We start from the raw sequence: 18,130 nt of genomic DNA, 5'->3' as shown, positions 1-18,130 counted from the left end.
ATTAGCCAACTTAAAAGCTAATACTCCTATCGAGTATTTCAATTTCAAGACATTAATGAATATTAAAGCGCTATTTCCGGGTACCAGTATTGCAGCAATCACAGGGATGGCTGCACTATTTCTTTCTTCACACTATGCCGCGCCAGCCATGCTGTTTGCGCTATTGCTCGGTATCGCTTTGTCATTTTTACACCAAGAAGGTGCATTTCAAGCGGGTATCGAGTTTACCGCCTCCACCGTATTACGTGTTGGCGTAGCACTACTTGGTTTTAGAATTGCATTTGACGACTTAGTCTCACTTGGCTGGTCAACCGCGTTACTGCTGTTAATGGCGATACTCACCACTATCGCCTTTGGTCTTGTATTAAGCCGTACCATGGGCCTAACTAAAACCTTTGGTGCATTAACTGGTGGCTCTGTCGCGATATGCGGCGCATCAGCAGCAATGGCCATTTCCGCAGTGCTACCTAATAGCGAGCACAAAGAAAGGGATACATTATTAACGATTATTGGGGTGACATCGTTATCAACTGTGGCCATGGTGGCTTACCCAATCATTGCTAATTATTTGGGGCTTAGCGAGTACCATACCAGCATTTTTCTTGGTGGCACCATTCATGATGTTGCACAAGTGGTTGGTGCTGGTTACTCGGTGTCAGAGCAAACAGGTGACTTATCAACCCTAGTTAAATTAGTACGCGTAAGCTTTTTAATGCCTGTGGTACTCATGATGTTATTGGCGATCAACGCTCAATATAAATCAAGCAAGTCTGAAGGAGGCTCTACTAGCTTTCCGCCCTTCTTAATAGCTTTTGTTGTTCTAATGTCACTTAACTCTTTTGTTGAGTTGCCAGAATTAATTACCACTACAGCAACGGAAGTCAGTCGCTTTGCACTTGTTATTTCGATTGCAGCCATAGGGATGAAATCAAACTTGAATAAATTGGCTTGTGTTGGCATCAAACCGATACTTTTAATGATTGCGGAAACAGTGTGGATTGCAGGCTTTATCTTAGTTGCATTAATGTATTTATAAAAAAAGGACTACAAATGTAGTCCTTTCAGATTATTAAACGCGTGTAGAGATTAAAAAGTCGATAGATAAAAAGCGCTTGCTTGAAGAGGAAGCACACAATGTGTAACTACACATGAGTACTTCCGATAAAGAAGAAGCGCTTTTTAGCCGAGAGTTATACTCTTTCGATTACGGTAGCAATACCTTGGCCTAAACCAATACACATAGTCGCTAAACCAATAGAAACGTCTTTGTTTTCCATTACGTTTAATAGCGTACCTGTAATACGGGTACCTGAACAACCTAGTGGATGGCCTAAAGCAATAGCACCACCGTTAAGGTTAATCATATCATCCATTTTGTCTTCGATGCCTAATGCACGTACACAAGAAAGTGCTTGCGCGGCAAAAGCTTCGTTAAACTCTGCCATTTCGATATCGTCTAATGTAAGACCAGCACGCTTAAGTGCTTTCTTCGTTGCTGGAACAGGTCCGTAACCCATAGTTGATGGATCACAACCTGCAACGCCAATACCACGGATTTTTGCACGAGGAGTTAAGCCGAGCTCTTTTGCTTTGTCAGCAGACATCACTAGCATTGCTGAAGCGCCGTCAGAAAGTGCTGATGAAGTACCAGCAGTTACTGTACCATTTACTGGGTCAAATACTGGGCGTAGGCCAGATAGTGATTCAACCGTAGTTTCTGGACGGATTACTTCATCGTGCTCAATCATGGTTAATACGCCATTTGCGTCATGACCTGCTGTTGCTACGATCTCATTTGACCAACGACCTTCAACAGTTGCTTGATGTGCACGTTGGTGAGAACGAGCGCCAAATGCGTCTTGCTGCTCACGAGTAACACCGTGTTGCATACCTAAAAGCTCAGCAGTTAAGCCCATGTTACCTGCAGCGCGTGAGATATATTTGCTTAGTGCTGGGTCAAAATCTACATCATACATCATAGGTACATGGCCCATGTGCTCTACACCACCCACCATAAACACGTCACCTTGACCGGCCATAATGTTTGTTGTGGCATCATGTAGCGCTTGCATTGAAGAGCCACATAAACGGTTAACCGTTACAGCAGCTGTAGACTTTGGAATGTCTGTTAATAACTGTGCATTACGAGCAATGTTAAAACCTTGCTCTTTAGTTTGCTTTACGTTACCCCAGATAATGTCTTCAATTAGTGCAGGGTCTAAGTTCGGGTTACGTACTAATAGTTGCTGCATTAAATGTGCTGATAAGGCTTCGGCACGTACGTTACGGAAAACACCAGCCTTAGAGCGTCCCATCGGGGTACGAATAGTATCGACAATTACGACTTCTTTCATTTTTCTTTCCTCGGCTTAAGCTGTTTTCACGTCAGTTGTGTAATATGACTTGCCTGATGCAGCCATTTCACGCATACCGTCTGTAACTTGGTAAATTTCACCTAAATGCGCAAACTTGTCGGCCATTTCAATGAAGTTTGCGATACCTACTGTTTCTAAGTAGCGAATTGGACCACCACGGAACGGAGGGAAACCTAAGCCATAAATTAAGCCCATATCGGCTTCAGATGCTGTATCAACAATGCCTTCTTCTAAACAGCGAACCACTTCGTTCACCATTGGGATCATTAGGCGAGCAATAATTTCATCTTTATCAAAGTCTTTGCTTTGTGCATTACCAATTAATTGATATGCAGTCTCGCTTGCTACTTTAGTTGGACGACCACGCTTGTCTTTGCCGTAGTCGTAGAAACCTTTGCCGTTCTTCTGACCGTAACGTTCATCAGCATATAGCTTGCTTACTGGGTCGTTATCAATCTTAGTCATGCGAGTTGGGAAGCCAGCCGACATCACACCTGTACAGTGATCAGCGGTATCGATACCAACTACGTCTAGTAAGTATGCAGGACCCATCGGCCAGCCAAAGACTTTTTCCATCACTTTATCTACGGCCGTAAAGTCAGCACCTTCTTTAACTAGGTGGCTAAAGCCAGCAAAGTAAGGGAATAAAACACGGTTTACATAGAAACCAGGGCAGTCATTCACAACAATAGGTGATTTACCCATTTTCGCAGCGTATGCAACTACAGCTGCTACGGTTTCATCTGAGGTTTCTTTACCACGAATAACTTCAACTAGTGGCATTTTATGCACAGGATTAAAGAAATGCATGCCACAGAATTTATCTTTTCGTTTAACGCTTTCGGCAAGTAAATCGATAGAAATAGTTGAAGTATTTGAAGTAATAATGGCATTTTCGCCGGCAATTTCTTCAACTTCAGCTAACACCATGCCTTTAACTTTTGGGTTTTCAACAACCGCTTCAACAACTACATCAACACCTTTTACGTTGTCGTAACTAAGTGTTGGGGTGATGTTGTTTAGCACGCCAGCCATTTTCTTGGCGTTCATACGGCCGCGCTCAACTTGCTTAGTTAAAATACCAGCAGCTGTTGTCAAACCTAGATCAAGCGCTTCATCAGCGATGTCTTTCATGACAATTGGCGTACCTTTATAAGCTGACTGATATGCAATACCGCCACCCATAATACCCGCACCTAATACGGCTGCTTTTTCTACCGGTTTAGCAACTGCTTTCGCCGCTTTCTTCGCTTTACCTTTGATCACTTGGTCAGACATAAAGATGCCAATTTGGGCAATCGCAGCATCTGTTTTAGCAAGCTTAGCAAATCCAACATTCTCTAGGTGCATCGCCCCTGCTCTGTCTAAACCAGCAGCAGCTTCAATAGTATTTACCGTCACCATTGGTGCAGGGTAGTGCTTACCAGCTTTCGCCGCAATCATGCCTTTACACGTATTAAAGGTCATTACTGTTTCTGTTGGGCTAAGTTTCAATGCTTCTAATTTAGGTTGACGCTTTGCTTTCCAATCTAACTTACCTTCAATAGCTTGTTTTACCATTGAAATAGCTGCTTCACGTAAATGCTCAGGTGCAACAACTGCATCTACTGCACCAACAGCCATTGCAGCTGCCGCTTTATGCGCTTTACCAGTGGACATCCACTCAATAGCGTTATCTGCGCCAATAATACGAGGTAGACGAACTGTGCCACCAAAACCAGGCATTAAGCCTAACTTTACTTCTGGAAGACCAATAGAAGCAGTTGTATCTGCAACACGGTAGTCACAAGCTAAAGTCATTTCACAACCGCCACCTAATGCAAAACCATTAACGGCAGCAACTGTTGGAATTTGTAAATCTTCAAAAGAATCGAATACATCTGACGCCGCTTTTACCCAAGGCACTAGCGCTTCTTCTGGTTGTTTGAATGTTTCTAGGAACTCTGTAATGTCTGCACCAACGATAAATGCTGACTTACCAGATGTAACGATGACACCTTTTGCTTCGCCACAGCTGTTGATAGCTGCAACAGCTGCACGATATTCTTCAAATGTTGCCTGATCGAACTTGTTTACTGAGCCTTGTGCATCGAATTTAAATTCGACAATACCATCGGCGAGTAACTCGGCAGAAAGGCTGTTGCCTTGAAATAACATGCCTGATCTCCTCCACCCGAACGGGTGCTTGTTGTAGTTTAATTATTAATAATAGCTGACTGAGTTTGCCTTGAAAAAAAATTAAAAGCAAATATTTTAAACAGGCGTTTAAATTGAGTGTTTACTTGTACGCTGAAATTAAAAATAACGTTAATTTAGCGGATAGCCTTGTCAAATTGCGCAATAACCAATTGGTGTTTGTCTTCGATTAGCAGATCATAAATAACAAACGGATTCTTCTGACCACCAAGCTGAGTAATATAAGCATTTCGAGGCAATTTCATTACAGAATGTTCTTTATGTTGTTCATCAATTAACGAGACAACTTTCACTTCTAATCTATTATTAAATCGCTCTACGAAATATAATTCTTGGTCAACAATGGCGGTTTGGTGGGGCGTTAATAACATGCTTTCAGGCAGCTGAAACAATGCGCTTACTTCACCATTGGGTTGTTGCTGCATTAAGAAATTTCTCGCCATGTTTACAAAGTAATGATTTCCTTGTTTATCTTCATGAAACATTACGCCAGCATTCACCATAACAGGCTTTGTCGCTTTATCTAACAATGAGAAGTTGTAGATAGCATAATTTTCGCGAGTGCCGGTACTAAAATAGAGCCCTGTTTCATCATTTGCCCAACCAAGAAGAAATACTTTTTTATCAAATTGATGTGTAAAGGTTATTTGTTGAGTATCTAAATTAATCACGCTCAGTTTACTGATATTTTGCTTAGTTGAAACAAATGCCAATTGATTTTGTTGAATGTTAACGATAGGTCTATCAATAACGTTTAGCTTAAGGTTAGTTAGTCTCTTTAGTTCTTCTTGTTGTGCACTCCATAGCTCATATGCACCGGAACGATTAGACACAAATAACAGCTGTTCTCGTTTAGTTAAATACACCGCATTTAAATCAATAAGTTCGCTATTAACATTCGGTAAGTGAACATCCAAACCCTCAATATTTATATCTATATTGCGTTTTACATTTTTAAATATTAGTCGCTGACTTTCGTTATGAAAGGCTAAATCGCTAATGACCTCTCCTGGCGTGGCATCAATAAGTTTGGCAAATTGCGCTGAATTGGTCGCGTAAGTCCAAACCCCTGTTAGTCCATCTTTTCTTGCTGATATTAAGATTTTGTCGTTATTCATTGTGGCAAGTGTAAATATTTGATCAACCGCCAGTTCTATCTCAGTTTGTTTAAAAGAAGTTACGTCAAATGAATTAAACGTTTGATTGCCGTTTGGAGTGTTCGCTAAAAAAAACACCTGCCGATCGTTATTTCCCCATACAGGCCTCCTAGCGTTAATCGCTTCAGGCAGTTCCAATAGCCGGTGATTGGCTAAGTCGACTATATCAAAGGAACGAAAACCACCTTGTAAATTGGCGATTAACACTTGCTGATTCTTAGGTGCAACTTCTATGCTAAAAATTTCTCGCGTCTGATAGGGCAAATGGGAATTTGCGCGCTCTGCAATATTAAATTGATGTAAACCGCATTTACCATCTTCGCACTTACCATAAATAATCTCATTATTGTTCAACCATTTGGGTGCAACGATTCTTTCTGCCGTTCGTATCAACACAGTTTGTTTTTCAGAGCCGATATCCGTTTTAACAACAAAATATTCGTCATTTTGTTCGGCTACATACAGTAAATTTACGCCATTGGGTGAAATATTTGGATTATTCGCTTTATCAAATTGATGACTAACTAACGATAGTTGAGGTTTACTGATTTTTGGTTCGCTAACGCCTAGCCATAACCAATAAGCAATTAGCAAGGCAATTACCACAAATAAGGAAACAATATATTGAGTTTTAGTTGACACGACATTTGAATTGACTCGAATAGGTATGGGATCATCGCTAGTAACGTCATGGATAAAACAGTAGCCTTTTCGAGGAATCGTGCTAATGAAAATCGGCTGCTTTGCATCGTCACCGAACGTTTTTCTTAATTCAAAAATGGCCCGAGTGATTACATCTTGCCCTAACATTTGTCCCGGCCAAAGAGCATCTAACAATGTTTGCTTGCTAATTACCTGGTTTTTATGGGTAATCAGATAACAAAGAACATCCATTATCTTAGGTTCAAGTTGGAAACTTTGTTCGCCATGCACAATTTTGTTGTGTGCGGGCAACACAATAAAGTCACCAACAAAAAATTTTTCTTCCTTTACCACTTAAAAATAAACCCTTGATAATTAAGTAAAAATAAATCCATCAGCATTCCATTATCAACACATCATTGAAGCTTTGTGCCAATAAACCTAAATACAAGCTTCTCATTGAAAAACAACAAGTACAAAAACTATGAAAAAACTAACATCTATTTTCCTATCGCTGCCATTGCTGATAAGTACATTGTCAAATGCCGCTGAAATAGAAATTAGCTTTAATGGCTCTGGTACCGTCAAAGCAATTGAAGCTAATACAGAATGTAATGAAAATTGTACCATTATTAACGATTTGGCAACCAATACTTTGCAAGCAGTTGCAACAAGCGGTCAATTTTCCGGTTGGAGCGGCCAGCAATGTGACGCAGGAAGCGGTGTAATGCTGGACACTGCAATAGAAACGCTTGGCTTTATCCCAAGTGGCGCTAAAACACTCGTCTCGGCAGATATTAACCAAGATAACTCTGAAGACCTAGCTTACATTAGCCTTTTTGATGGGCAAGTCGGTTTTTTTGTTAATGAAGGAAATGGTAATTTTGATAGACGAACATTGGCGGTAAACCTGAACTACCCTGCAGCATTAGCTTTCTACGACTGGGATAACGACAATGATGCGGATTTGCTGGTTACAGAGTATGGCGCGAATAACATTAAGCTATATAGTAATAATGGCCAGGGAGACTTTACTTTTACCAAGGACATGCGAGTTAGTGGTTATAGGCCATATGCCATTAGCGTAAATGATATTAACCAAGACAATATTCCGGATTTAGCTTTATCTTCATTTACGGCAAATACTGGCGGTAATTTATCGGTATTGGTTGAAAGCATAAATAACGCTGAAACTGCTTGGTTCATTAATAATGGACAAGATGAATTTGAATTAGCGACGACTGTATCTAACACCGCTGCAATAACCATAGATACTTACATAGATAGTCAAACTAACTTAGTCGAGTTAGTTGCAGCAGAAATAGAAACAGGCGATATAGCCTTATATGCCTATGATATAGACGCTGCGCAAGTGAAACGAAGCTTAGTCGGTAACGGAAGCTCAGTGTACGGTGCCGCCTTCGAAGATATTGACAATAATGGCACAATTGACGTGCTAACAAGTCACTACCAACCTAAAAATATTCAGTTAAGTTATCGAAAAGCGGATGGTAGCTTTGATGCACCAACGATCATTGGTGGTTTTGCACAAGGAACGACTGCAACAGCCTTTTTGGATATCGATAACAATGGTTACAAAGATTTGCTCACCGGAGAATTCAACAACAACAAGTTTCTTTATGTAAAGACACTTGGCTATCGAGACTGTCTAGTAAAGTCCGACAGTAAAATCGCCATAACAGCAAATTTTGAACAACAATCATCAAGTAGCACACCGAATAATTCGAATACTAGCCAAAGTAGTAAAAGCGAAAGCGGAGGCGGTGGTAGTACGAGTTTTATTTCGCTGCTTATTGCACTAACCATAGTAGTGATTCGCAAGGTCAAACTTAAATACCGCTAAACAATGGTGTTGAGTGCTTGGTTGCTTGAGGCAAATGAGCACTTTTTCTTTTCCACCAAAATGCCTCTGCCATTATCAACGCTGACGAATTATATTCACTAATAACGACCACATAATAAAGAACATTAAACTCATTAGGGAGAAGGGTTAAAAAGCGCTACAATAAGCCAATCGCCACTATTCTTTGCTGTTATGGATAACTGCAACAACATTACTCATGAAATTAAAAAGACTTAATAACTCCCCAGAACACTTATTGCTTGCGATGGCATTTATTATGCCGCTGGTATTTTCAATTTGGATGGTACTTTTAAATAACTTTGTTGTTGAAAAAGCTGCATTTACCGGTAAAGAAATTGGCATTTTACAAAGCCTTAGAGAAGTACCCGGTTTTCTCGCATTTACCGCCGTTTATGTGCTGTTATTTATCAAAGAACAACGAATGGCCTTGTTATCTTTAGGCTTAACAGCAATTGGGGTCGCGGGAACGGGGTATTTCCCTTCAGTTATCGGACTTTATATTACGACAATAATAATGAGCATCGGCTTTCACTATTTTGAAACAGTGAACCAATCGCTCACGTTACAGTGGATAAAGAAAGATCACACCGCGCACTTTATGGGGCGACTGTTATCAGCAAAGTCAGCAGCTTCACTACTTGCCTTTTCTAGTGTTTGGCTTTTAATGGAATATTTTACTTGGTCTTACCAAGCTACCTACACATTGTTTGGGTGCTTGGCGTTAATCCTGACCTTGTTACTAGCGTTCTACTTTGATGAATTCAAATCACCTACTGACCAACATAAAAAGTTAGTACTAAGAAAGAAGTACTGGTTGTTTTACCTACTCACTTTCTTTTCAGGTGCAAGAAGGCAGATTTTTGTCGTATTTGCTGGCTTCTTAATGGTAGAAAAATTTGGTTACTCGGTGGCCAATATTAGTGCACTTTTCTTAATCAACTATGTTTTCAATTGGCTGTTTGCTCCTGCCATTGGTAAGTTTATTGGCAAAATTGGTGAACGCAGAACGTTGCTCGTTGAATACGCTGGCTTATTTTTATTATTTATTACATACGGCCTAGTTGAAACGGGCTATATAGCGGCGATCCTTTATGTCATTGACCATTTGCTATTTGCATTGGCTATTGCAATAAAAACCTATTTTCAAAAAATTGCTGACCCAGAAGATATCGCGGCAAGTGCAGGGGTAAGCTTTTCAATCAATCACATCGCCGCCGTAGTGATTCCAGCAATGTTAGGGCTTGTTTGGCTTACAAATCCAAGCTGGGTGTTTTTTATAGGTGCTGGCTTTGCGTTATGCTCGCTCGTACTTTCAACCTTGATTCCTCATGCTCCGGCTCAAGGTGTGGAATGGCGTTTTAAACAGCCAATAAAAAACGCATCTTAAGATGCGTTTTTTATTTATATCTCTGTAAGTCACTAATTCTTTTTTAAGAATTCCAAAAATTCATTCGCCGGCATAGGTTTAGCGTAAAAGAAACCTTGCACTTCATCACAACCTTGGGAAATTAAGTGAGCTTCTTGCAACTCATCTTCAATCCCTTCAGCGATAACATTTAAGCCTAGTTGTTTACCCAAACCAATAATAGTATCAGCTAACAATGATTGACCATCTTCCGTTATATCGTTGATAAATGAACGATCCACTTTTAATCGGTCAATTGGTAATTTTTGTAAATAACTTAACGAAGAATAACCGGTACCAAAATCATCCAAAGCAATACTAATGCCCTGCTCTTTTAACTTTGCCAAGGCATCAATTACTAACTGAGGGTCATCCATTAAGATATTTTCAGTGATTTCTAATTCAAGTTTAGATGTTTCTACATGATACTTTTTAGTTGCATCAATTATCGTATCAACAAAATTATCTTGTCTAAATTGCGGAATAGAAACATTCACTGAAATACCAACATCGTTAAAGCCTTCCGCTTCAATTGCTTTGATATTCTTACAAGCCTGATTAACCACCCACTCACCGATATCAATAATTAAACCTGAATACTCAGCTAATGGAATAAAGACCGCTGGAGAGACAAAATTACCATCGGCTGTACGCCAACGTAATAACGCTTCTGCACCAATCACTTTTCCTGACTTTAATGCAAGTTGAGGTTGATACCAAAGCTCTAAGCGGTTGTCAGCGAAGTCAGTTCTAAGCTGACGGATCATACCTAAACGCCATAGCGTTTGATCTTCCATTTCCTGCTTATAATACTGTACATGTTTATCACGATTTTTCTTCGCTAAATTTAACGCAATATTAATTTGGTTTAATACTTTTACACCACCTTGCCCAGCATCTGTTTTTCTGCAGAAACCAAGACAAACGTTAATCGGTAACAACTGCTCGCCTGCTTCAAATGGCTGAGAGAAGACTTCTGCCAGCTTTTCTGGGCACAAAACACTATCAGGACCAATTAAACCAAAGACATCCGCACCAACACGAGCAACAGTGACCTTTCCACCAAGCCCCATTAATCTATGAGAAACAGACGTTAGCAAGTTATTGCCAACATCTTGTCCTAAGCCATCATTGATATCACTAAAGTGATTAATATCAACCAAAGACGCTACAAGGTCATCACTGCCGCTTGTGGAGAAATCATCAAGTAAGTTTAAAAACTGAAGGCGATTAGGTAAGTCTGTTAACCAATCTTTATAAGCGGCGTTACGTAACTTTTGGAATAAATGAACGTTTTCATAACCAATAGACACATTAGATAAAAACACTTCAATAAGCTGCTTATCCAATTCCGACATTGGTGCTTCTAACTCAATGAAGATCACTGCCCTGTAACCACCACGAGTTAAATACAGAGTTAAGTTTTCATCTGAGCGGATATGTTCTTTTTGCTGAAAACAAGCGTGAACATTTTCACTTATTATTTTTTGACCTATTTGCTCCAGCTTACGGTTTACATAAGTATTTTCCCAACCATCTTGGGCCAAAACATATAAACCTAAGTCGTCAGCACCATCAATTATGCCGTGCCCTCTAGCACAAAACACACCTTTGGAATAACCGTGTAATAAGGGCTTAATTTGAGATAAAACACCTTTACCAAACTCTTGAACTGAATGTAATTCCAGTAGGTTAGCAGCACCGTCGATAATCTTTTCTAGACCTTCGCTGCTTTGAGTAACAGTAGTAATTTGTTGATAAGAACGGATTGCAGCATAAACCGTTGTCACAAGCTTACGTCGCGTTAATTCTGTCTTCGTTTTATAATCGTTGATGTCATAATCTTTAATGACACTTTCTTCAGGGGCATAGCCAGGTTGGCCAGTACGCAGGACTATACGAATATCATCGCGGCCTAATGCTTCACGAATATGCTTGACAACTTTAAGGCCGGCATCATCAGTTTCCATCACCACATCGAGCAATACTAGAACAATATCCTGTTCTTGCTCAATCATAGTGTTAGCTTCTTCGCCCGAGTAAGCGTGAAGATATTCTAAACGACGACCTAATACGATAAGGTCAGATAATGCTAATTGGGTAACAGAATGAATTTCTGGATCGTCATCTACAATTAGTACTTTCCAAACCTCACCACTGCTCTCGTCTAAAATTTCATCTTCATCACTGTCATCAATAAACAAAAAATCATCATTGGTATTTTCTGAAGCCTGCATACTGCCCTCATCTAACCCTTTTAATTCAATGAGTTAGCTATTTATTTGGAAAAATTATTGTTGACAATAACTTGAATCTTATTGATTACATTCTAGTACATAATAAAAGTCACTTTCAGATTATTCAACAAATCATTGAAGAAAGTTCTATCTATCAATTAATTAGTTACACTTTTATAACTTTATAATCTGAATATTAGACAAAGATTCCCCAAATAACCATTTGAAACTTAGGTTAAATTTGCTACAAATAGATAAAGATTCCCAGGCAATTTTGCCTATAGCAAGTGTCAAAATGAAAATTGAAAAAACCTCAGCCCAAACGCCGGTCGTCATTGATGATGTTTCTGACAAAACCGATGTGGTGGAATCTAAGCCCGCACCTAGCAGCCAACAGACCAAGTCAAACCACCCAACGGCTCAGATTCAATTACTCAATTTAGCCAAAAACTTTGGCCTTGATGGCGGTTTACGACCTGCAGATAAGCAAATGCCTATTGAGGATAGAAGCGAACGACGAGAACGTTTCAATCATTTACGCCGTCAGCAGAATATGGAAAAAATAGTGGAAAAGTCTCTCCACTATTGTTCAAGCTCAGATGTTGGCGATCGCGCAGATCCTGACTGGTTTGACTCCTTTGTTGAACTTGCTGAACGAGTGAGTAACCCTACAATGCAAGAGCTTTGGGCAAAGATCTTAGCTGGTGAAATTACACGACCGGGTTCTTATTCGTTGAAGGCGCTACAGGCATTTAAAAACTTAAGTTTGCATGATGCTAAATTATTTGGCAAAGCTTGTAGTCTGGCAGTAAAAGACGTTAGCAAGAAAAACATACGTATTATTTCAGGTTGTTACCAACAGCCAGGCTTATTCAACATTTTAGATAAACAAAGAGAATTACATGTTGGTTTGAGCCAATTCGGATTTAGCTATGGCGAAGTATTAACACTTGCAGATCATCATTTACTTTTTGCACAAGAAACCGAGCTATATTCTCTAAATAAAGGCGAGGAAGTAGCATTAAAGTATAACGGCCAACCACTGGTATTAACTGCTAGGAAAAATAATTGTGTTGTGAAATTTTATAAATTCACGCCAATAGGTGCTGAGCTTGCGCAATTGATTAGTGATAAACCTGACGAACAATTTTTGCAGCACTTAAAAGCTCAGCTTTCTTATCATTTCACTTGTACAAGTTAATGCTATTTCGTATCGAAATGCTTGGCGATGGCCTTCATCGTTTTTTGAATATCTCGGTTTAACAAATACTGCACTAAGAAACTTGGCAAATAGCTCGGCGCAATACCCTCGATATAGTAACTCATCAAAGTACCTTGGCTATTCGGCGAAAAAGTAATATTGCCTCGGTGATGCTTTAAAGGCCGACTACCAACAATATGGTATTCAATACCTTCGACATCTGCCTTAGTAATTTCTTCAATAAAACACTGCCCCATTGTGGTTACGCGTCGTTGTGTGCCTTTACCACCTATTATTTCACCTTCTTGACTTGCTCTGACGATATTAAAACTCGCATTAAAAAATCTAGACAAGTTTTCATGATCTATCAGCAAGTTTAATAGCTGCTCAGGCTCAGCTTTTACTTGCTGAACCAAATTAACCACGACCACAATCAACGACCCTTTTGAATACAAAAAAACCAATATCAAACAGATATTGGTTTTTTGCAAGTGCTAAATCTGATCAAAGTAAATTACTTAATTCAAATCAAATACCAGCACCATCAGTATGTAGGCCACATTCTCTTTGCATGCCATTAAAGCGCGTATCCTGCTCATCCATTCCAGCAGATAGCGGTTGGGAACTATGGGTATCACCAACAGAAACGTACCCTTCATCCCACAACGGATGATAAGGCAAATTATGCTTAGTTAAATACTGATGAACATCTTTATTGCTCCAATCAATAATTGGGTGCACTTTAAATCGACCACGCAATATACTGACTACTGACAAACCAGCTCTATGTGCTGACTGCTGCCTGCGAATACCAGAAAACCAAGTACCTGCGTTTAGTTCTGACAAACCTCTTTCTAACGGCTCAACTTTGTTCATCGTATTATAACGCTTTAACGCTTCTTCCCCCTGACACCATTGCTCGCCATAGCGCGCTAATTGCCATGATGCACTCTGCTTGGCACTATAAACCTTAAGGTTAAGGTTTAGCCTTTGCGTCAACTCATCGATAAAACGATACGTTTCAGGAAATAAATGACCTGTATCAGTAATTAATACCGGTAAATTAGGATCAATTTGCGTCATCATATGAAGCATAACTGCCGATTGAATACCAAAGCTTGATGAAAGCACAAAGTTTCCAGGCAAGTTTTCCATTGCCCATTCAACTCGCTCAATTGGCTGTTGTTGCTCTAACAATTCATTCCACTGGTTCAACCAAGGCTCTGGCAACGACGCTGGAAATTTATTGACAATATTTGGCGATAAGTCGGCCGTTTGCGTATTAGTCATGAAAGTCTCGCACACTGATAATCACTTCTTCGACAATGCCAGCACGAATAACGAAGTCACCAAAACTTTCCTGTTGGTCATTTTCATCGCTATTACGTTCTGACGCCCATCGACCAATCAAACCATCGAGTTCACTAATTATGGTTTTTTCGTCAATATTTTCTTTATAGAGCTTAGGAATGCGAGTGCCGCCGGTATTGCCACCCAGATAAACATTATATTTACCCGGCCCTTTACCCACGAGACCAACTTCAGCTAGCATCGCTCTACCACAACCATTAGGACAACCAGTGACTCGAAGAATAATATGCTCGTCAGCCACATTATGTTTAGCTAATAAACCTTCAACGTCATCAACTAGCCCAGGTAAATATCGTTCTGCTTCTGCCATCGCTAATGGGCAAGTAGGAAACGCTACACATGCCATTGAGTTTTGACGCTGAGCACTGGTTGATGCTTCAAGCAAGCCATGCTCAACTGCCAACGCTTCAATTTGTGCTTTATCAGCAACTTCTACACCAGCAACAACAAGGTTTTGATTCGCGGTCATTCTAAAGTCACCTTTATGTACTTTAGCAATTTCACGAACACCTGTTTTTAGTGGTTTACCAGCAAAATCAAGTATACGACCGTTTTCAATGAACAAAGTTAAGTGGTGTTTACCATCTATACCTTTTACCCAACCAAAACGGTCACCGCGGCCGGTAAACTCATAAGGACGGCTATCTGAAAACTCAACGCCAGCCCGTTTTTCAACTTCAGCTTTGAATACATCAACACCGACACGATCAAGCGTATATTTGGTTTTGGCATTTTTACGATTAACGCGGTTACCCCAATCACGTTGTGTAGTAACAACGGCTGCAGCTACATCGAGCACTTTATCCAATGCTACAAAACCAAAATCGTCAGCTCTACGCGGATAAGTTGATTTGTCACCGTGGGTCATAGCCAAGCCACCACCAACAAGCACGTTGAACCCTACTAATTTTCCAGCTTCAGCTATCGCAACAAAGTTCAAGTCATTGGCGTGTACATCAACGTCATTTTGTGGCGGAATAACAACCGTAGTTTTGAATTTGCGAGGTAAATAATTACTACCTAAAATAGGCTCTTCAGTTGTTTCTTGTTTTTCGCCATTTAACCAAATTTCAGCATAAGCCTTCGTTTTTGGTAGCAAGTGCTCACTAATTTTCGTTGCCCACTCATACGCCTCTTGATGCAATTCAGACTCAACAGGGTTAGAAGTACACAGTACATTTCGGTTTACATCGCCCGCGGTAGCTATTGAGTCTATTCCAATGCTATTCAGGGTTTGATGCATAAGTTTTATATTCGGCTTCAATACACCATGAAATTGAAACGTTTGACGGGTCGTTAAACGAATGCTGCCATAGGTTGTACTTTCTTCTGCGAATTTATCAATCGCTAACCACTGTTCAGGTTTGATAATTCCACCAGGCATACGGGCACGTAGCATCACGTTATGCATAGGCTCTAGCTTTTGCTTTTGGCGTTCAGCTCGAATGTCTCGGTCATCTTGTTGGTACATACCATGGAAGCGGATTAATTGAAAATTATCGGCACTAAAGCCACCGGTCATACGATCACCAAGGTCTTGCTCAATCGTACCGCGTAAGAAATTACTCTCACGTTTTAAACGTTCGTTATCTGCTAATTTACCTTCGACATTTATTGGGCCTTCACCTTTTAGCGGGCCTTGTGCTGGTAAAGGTTGATATGTTTTTACTGCACTCATTAGTAAACATCCTTCTGGTAACGCTTAGCGTTTCGTAAATCTTTTAAATATTGCTCTGACTGTTCAAGTGATTTGCCACCTTGTTCAGCAATAATCTCTAGTAATGCTGTTTCAACATCTTTCGCCATTCGGCTCATATCGCCACAAATATATAGGTGAGCTCCACGTTCTAACCACGCAAAAACTTCGGCTGCGTTTTCTTGTAAGCGATGTTGCACATATACTTTTTCAGCTTGGTCGCGAGAAAAAGCAACATCCATTTTGGTTAACAGCCCTGACTTTAAATAGTTCTGCCATTCCACTTGATATAGGAAATCTTGAGTAAATGTTTGATCGCCAAAAAACATCCAGTTATCACCCGTTGCATCAAGCGCTTCGCGTTGCTGCATAAAAGCTCTAAACGGGGCGACACCAGTACCTGGACCAATCATAATCACTGGCGTATCAGGGTTTTCAGGTAAACGGAAATTATCATTGTGTTCAACAAACACACGTACTTTGCCACCTTCTTCAAGACGTTGCCCTAAGAAACCAGAAGCACCACCTAAGCGCACTTTTTCATTACTTTTATAATTCACCACACCCACAGTTAAATGCACTTCTTCTTCAACTTCCGCTTGGCTTGAAGCAATTGAGTACAAACGCGGAGTAATTTTACGTAGGTTGTCTGCAAGTAGCTGCGCGTCTATCGCAGAAGGCGCTGCATTAATCACATCTACTACTTGATGATTTGCTGCATATTCACGCAACGAATCCTTGTCTGTGATTTCAGAAGCAAGGGTTTCGCTACCACTGTGTTGTATCCAAAACTCAACAAAGCTTAACGGCGTTTGTGTAATTTCCAACTCTTCTGCTAACGCCTGCTTAATTGAAAAAGTTACTTCTTCACCTGACTTTTTCAAAGTTATCGTTTCATCGCCTGAAAGTGATACTGCAGCAAGTAACTCGCTAACTAAAGCGTCATCATTGTTAAAGTAAACCCCCAATGCATCGCCCGCTTGGTAAGTCAATCCAGACTCACCTAAATCGATTTCAACATGGCGTACGTCTTTGGCTGAATCACGGCCCGTTATTTTTTGGCTAACTAAAAGTTCAGCTTCATAAGGGTTTTGTTTATTAAACGCAGATATAGCACTTGCGGTACCAGGTAATTGCACCACTGGTGCTAAACCACCAGCATCGGCGGTTAATTCATCTTTCAATGACTCGACAATACTGGTATTCCAGCTCTGAGCTTCTTCATCATAATCAACGTCACAATCAACACGCTCCGCAACACGCGTGGCACCAAGCTCTGCTAAACGTAAATCAAAGTCTTTACCTGTTTGGCAGAAAAACTCGTAACTTGAATCACCAAGCGCTAACACACTGTATTTTAAGTTAGCTAATTTAGGCGCTTTTTTGCTGTTTAAAAACTCATGGAATTCAATGGCATCATCAGGCGGCTCACCCTCACCATTGGTACTGGCAACAATAAGTAAATGAGTTTCAGATTTAAGCGATTTTGCTTTGTAATCAGCAACATTTTTAAGATTTACACTAATACCAGCAGCTTTAGCTGATTCTGCGACTTGACTCGCGACACCTTTAGCATTGCCCGTTTGTGAGGCAAATAAAATAGTTAATGTTGCACTTGCCGCTACTTGTGTTGCAGTGGCGACGGCATTAGCTACCGGTGATAGCTCGCTCTTTGCTGCCAAATAACCACTAGCCCATGCTAGCTGTAGTGGCGAATAGCCTTGTGTTAACTGTTGCAGCTGTGCAAGTTGATTAGCATCAAGCGCACTGCTACCTTGAACTTGATTGACATTTTGCTGATTAGAAAGCATGAGATACTTCGCCCATTACAAATAATGGCCAAAGGATAGACAAGCTCAACTAAAAAGAAAAAGAATAGATAACGCTTTTTTATTCCAAAAATGAATAAACACTTCTTATTCTTTGTTTAATCAAAGGTTGGTGATCAAGTTGGGGATGAAAGTA

12 protein-coding genes are annotated in these 18,130 nt (G+C 40.3%); 4 read left to right on the top strand and 8 right to left on the bottom strand.

Annotated features, from left to right (window positions below):
* Positions 1 to 55: 55 nt before the first annotated feature.
* A complete protein-coding gene (locus HII17_RS09080) occupies positions 56 to 1,036 on the top strand; it encodes a YeiH family protein (protein ID WP_169075061.1) in 981 nt (326 codons plus the stop codon).
* 154 nt (positions 1,037 to 1,190) lie between these two features.
* On the opposite strand, the gene fadA is transcribed toward HII17_RS09080, so the two are convergent.
* The 3 genes from fadA to HII17_RS09065 form a co-directional block, all read right to left on the bottom strand.
* Positions 1,191 to 2,354, bottom strand: coding sequence for an acetyl-CoA C-acyltransferase FadA (gene fadA / locus HII17_RS09075; protein ID WP_169075060.1), 1,164 nt, complete (start codon positions 2,352 to 2,354; stop codon positions 1,191 to 1,193).
* 15 nt (positions 2,355 to 2,369) lie between these two features.
* On the bottom strand, positions 2,370 to 4,532 hold the full coding sequence (gene fadB, locus HII17_RS09070; protein ID WP_169075059.1) for a fatty acid oxidation complex subunit alpha FadB: 2,163 nt from the start codon (positions 4,530 to 4,532) through the stop codon (positions 2,370 to 2,372).
* Positions 4,533 to 4,687: 155 nt separating this feature from the next.
* Positions 4,688 to 6,724, bottom strand: coding sequence for a winged helix-turn-helix domain-containing protein (locus tag HII17_RS09065; protein WP_169075058.1), 2,037 nt, complete (start codon positions 6,722 to 6,724; stop codon positions 4,688 to 4,690).
* A gap of 130 nt (positions 6,725 to 6,854) precedes the next feature.
* Between HII17_RS09065 and HII17_RS09060 the strand changes: the two genes are divergently transcribed.
* Together HII17_RS09060 and HII17_RS09055 are read left to right on the top strand one after the other, a co-directional pair.
* Positions 6,855 to 8,234 carry an FG-GAP repeat domain-containing protein gene (locus HII17_RS09060; protein ID WP_169075057.1) on the top strand — a complete coding sequence of 460 codons (1,380 nt, stop codon included), beginning with the start codon at positions 6,855 to 6,857 and terminating at the stop codon, positions 8,232 to 8,234.
* Positions 8,235 to 8,451: 217 nt separating this feature from the next.
* Complete coding sequence (locus HII17_RS09055; RefSeq protein WP_169075056.1) at positions 8,452 to 9,642, top strand: MFS transporter; 1,191 nt, start codon at positions 8,452 to 8,454, stop codon at positions 9,640 to 9,642.
* A gap of 32 nt (positions 9,643 to 9,674) precedes the next feature.
* Here HII17_RS09055 and HII17_RS09050 read toward each other — a convergent pair whose 3' ends face one another.
* Positions 9,675 to 11,897: a bifunctional diguanylate cyclase/phosphodiesterase gene (locus HII17_RS09050; protein WP_169075055.1), complete on the bottom strand. Its 2,223-nt coding sequence runs from the start codon at positions 11,895 to 11,897 to the stop codon at positions 9,675 to 9,677.
* A gap of 295 nt (positions 11,898 to 12,192) precedes the next feature.
* Between HII17_RS09050 and HII17_RS09045 the strand changes: the two genes are divergently transcribed.
* Positions 12,193 to 13,098 carry a TIGR03899 family protein gene (locus tag HII17_RS09045; protein ID WP_169075054.1) on the top strand — a complete coding sequence of 302 codons (906 nt, stop codon included), beginning with the start codon at positions 12,193 to 12,195 and terminating at the stop codon, positions 13,096 to 13,098.
* 2 nt (positions 13,099 to 13,100) lie between these two features.
* Here the strand turns inward: HII17_RS09045 and HII17_RS09040 are convergent, their stop codons facing one another.
* The 4 genes from HII17_RS09040 to HII17_RS09025 all read right to left on the bottom strand — a co-directional run bounded on the left by HII17_RS09040 (position 13,101) and on the right by HII17_RS09025 (position 17,976).
* Entirely contained in the window at positions 13,101 to 13,523 is a 423-nt protein-coding gene (locus tag HII17_RS09040) for an SRPBCC family protein (protein WP_169075053.1), read from the bottom strand.
* Positions 13,524 to 13,626: 103 nt separating this feature from the next.
* Positions 13,627 to 14,388, bottom strand: coding sequence for a phosphoadenylyl-sulfate reductase (locus HII17_RS09035; RefSeq protein WP_169075052.1), 762 nt, complete (start codon positions 14,386 to 14,388; stop codon positions 13,627 to 13,629).
* Entirely contained in the window at positions 14,381 to 16,147 is a 1,767-nt protein-coding gene (cysI, locus tag HII17_RS09030) for an assimilatory sulfite reductase (NADPH) hemoprotein subunit (protein WP_169075051.1), read from the bottom strand. The genes HII17_RS09035 and cysI overlap by 8 nt, the downstream gene beginning before the upstream one ends.
* Positions 16,147 to 17,976, bottom strand: a complete 1,830-nt coding sequence (locus HII17_RS09025; RefSeq protein WP_169075050.1) for an assimilatory sulfite reductase (NADPH) flavoprotein subunit — start codon at positions 17,974 to 17,976, stop codon at positions 16,147 to 16,149. Before HII17_RS09025 ends, cysI begins: the two co-directional genes overlap by 1 nt.
* Positions 17,977 to 18,130: the final 154 nt, after the last annotated feature.

Source organism: Thalassotalea algicola (assembly GCF_012932965.1).
GTDB classification, from domain to species: domain Bacteria; phylum Pseudomonadota; class Gammaproteobacteria; order Enterobacterales; family Alteromonadaceae; genus Thalassotalea_F; species Thalassotalea_F algicola.
Note: the sequence above shows the minus strand (reverse complement) of the source record. Positions and strands in the feature narration are given on the sequence as shown.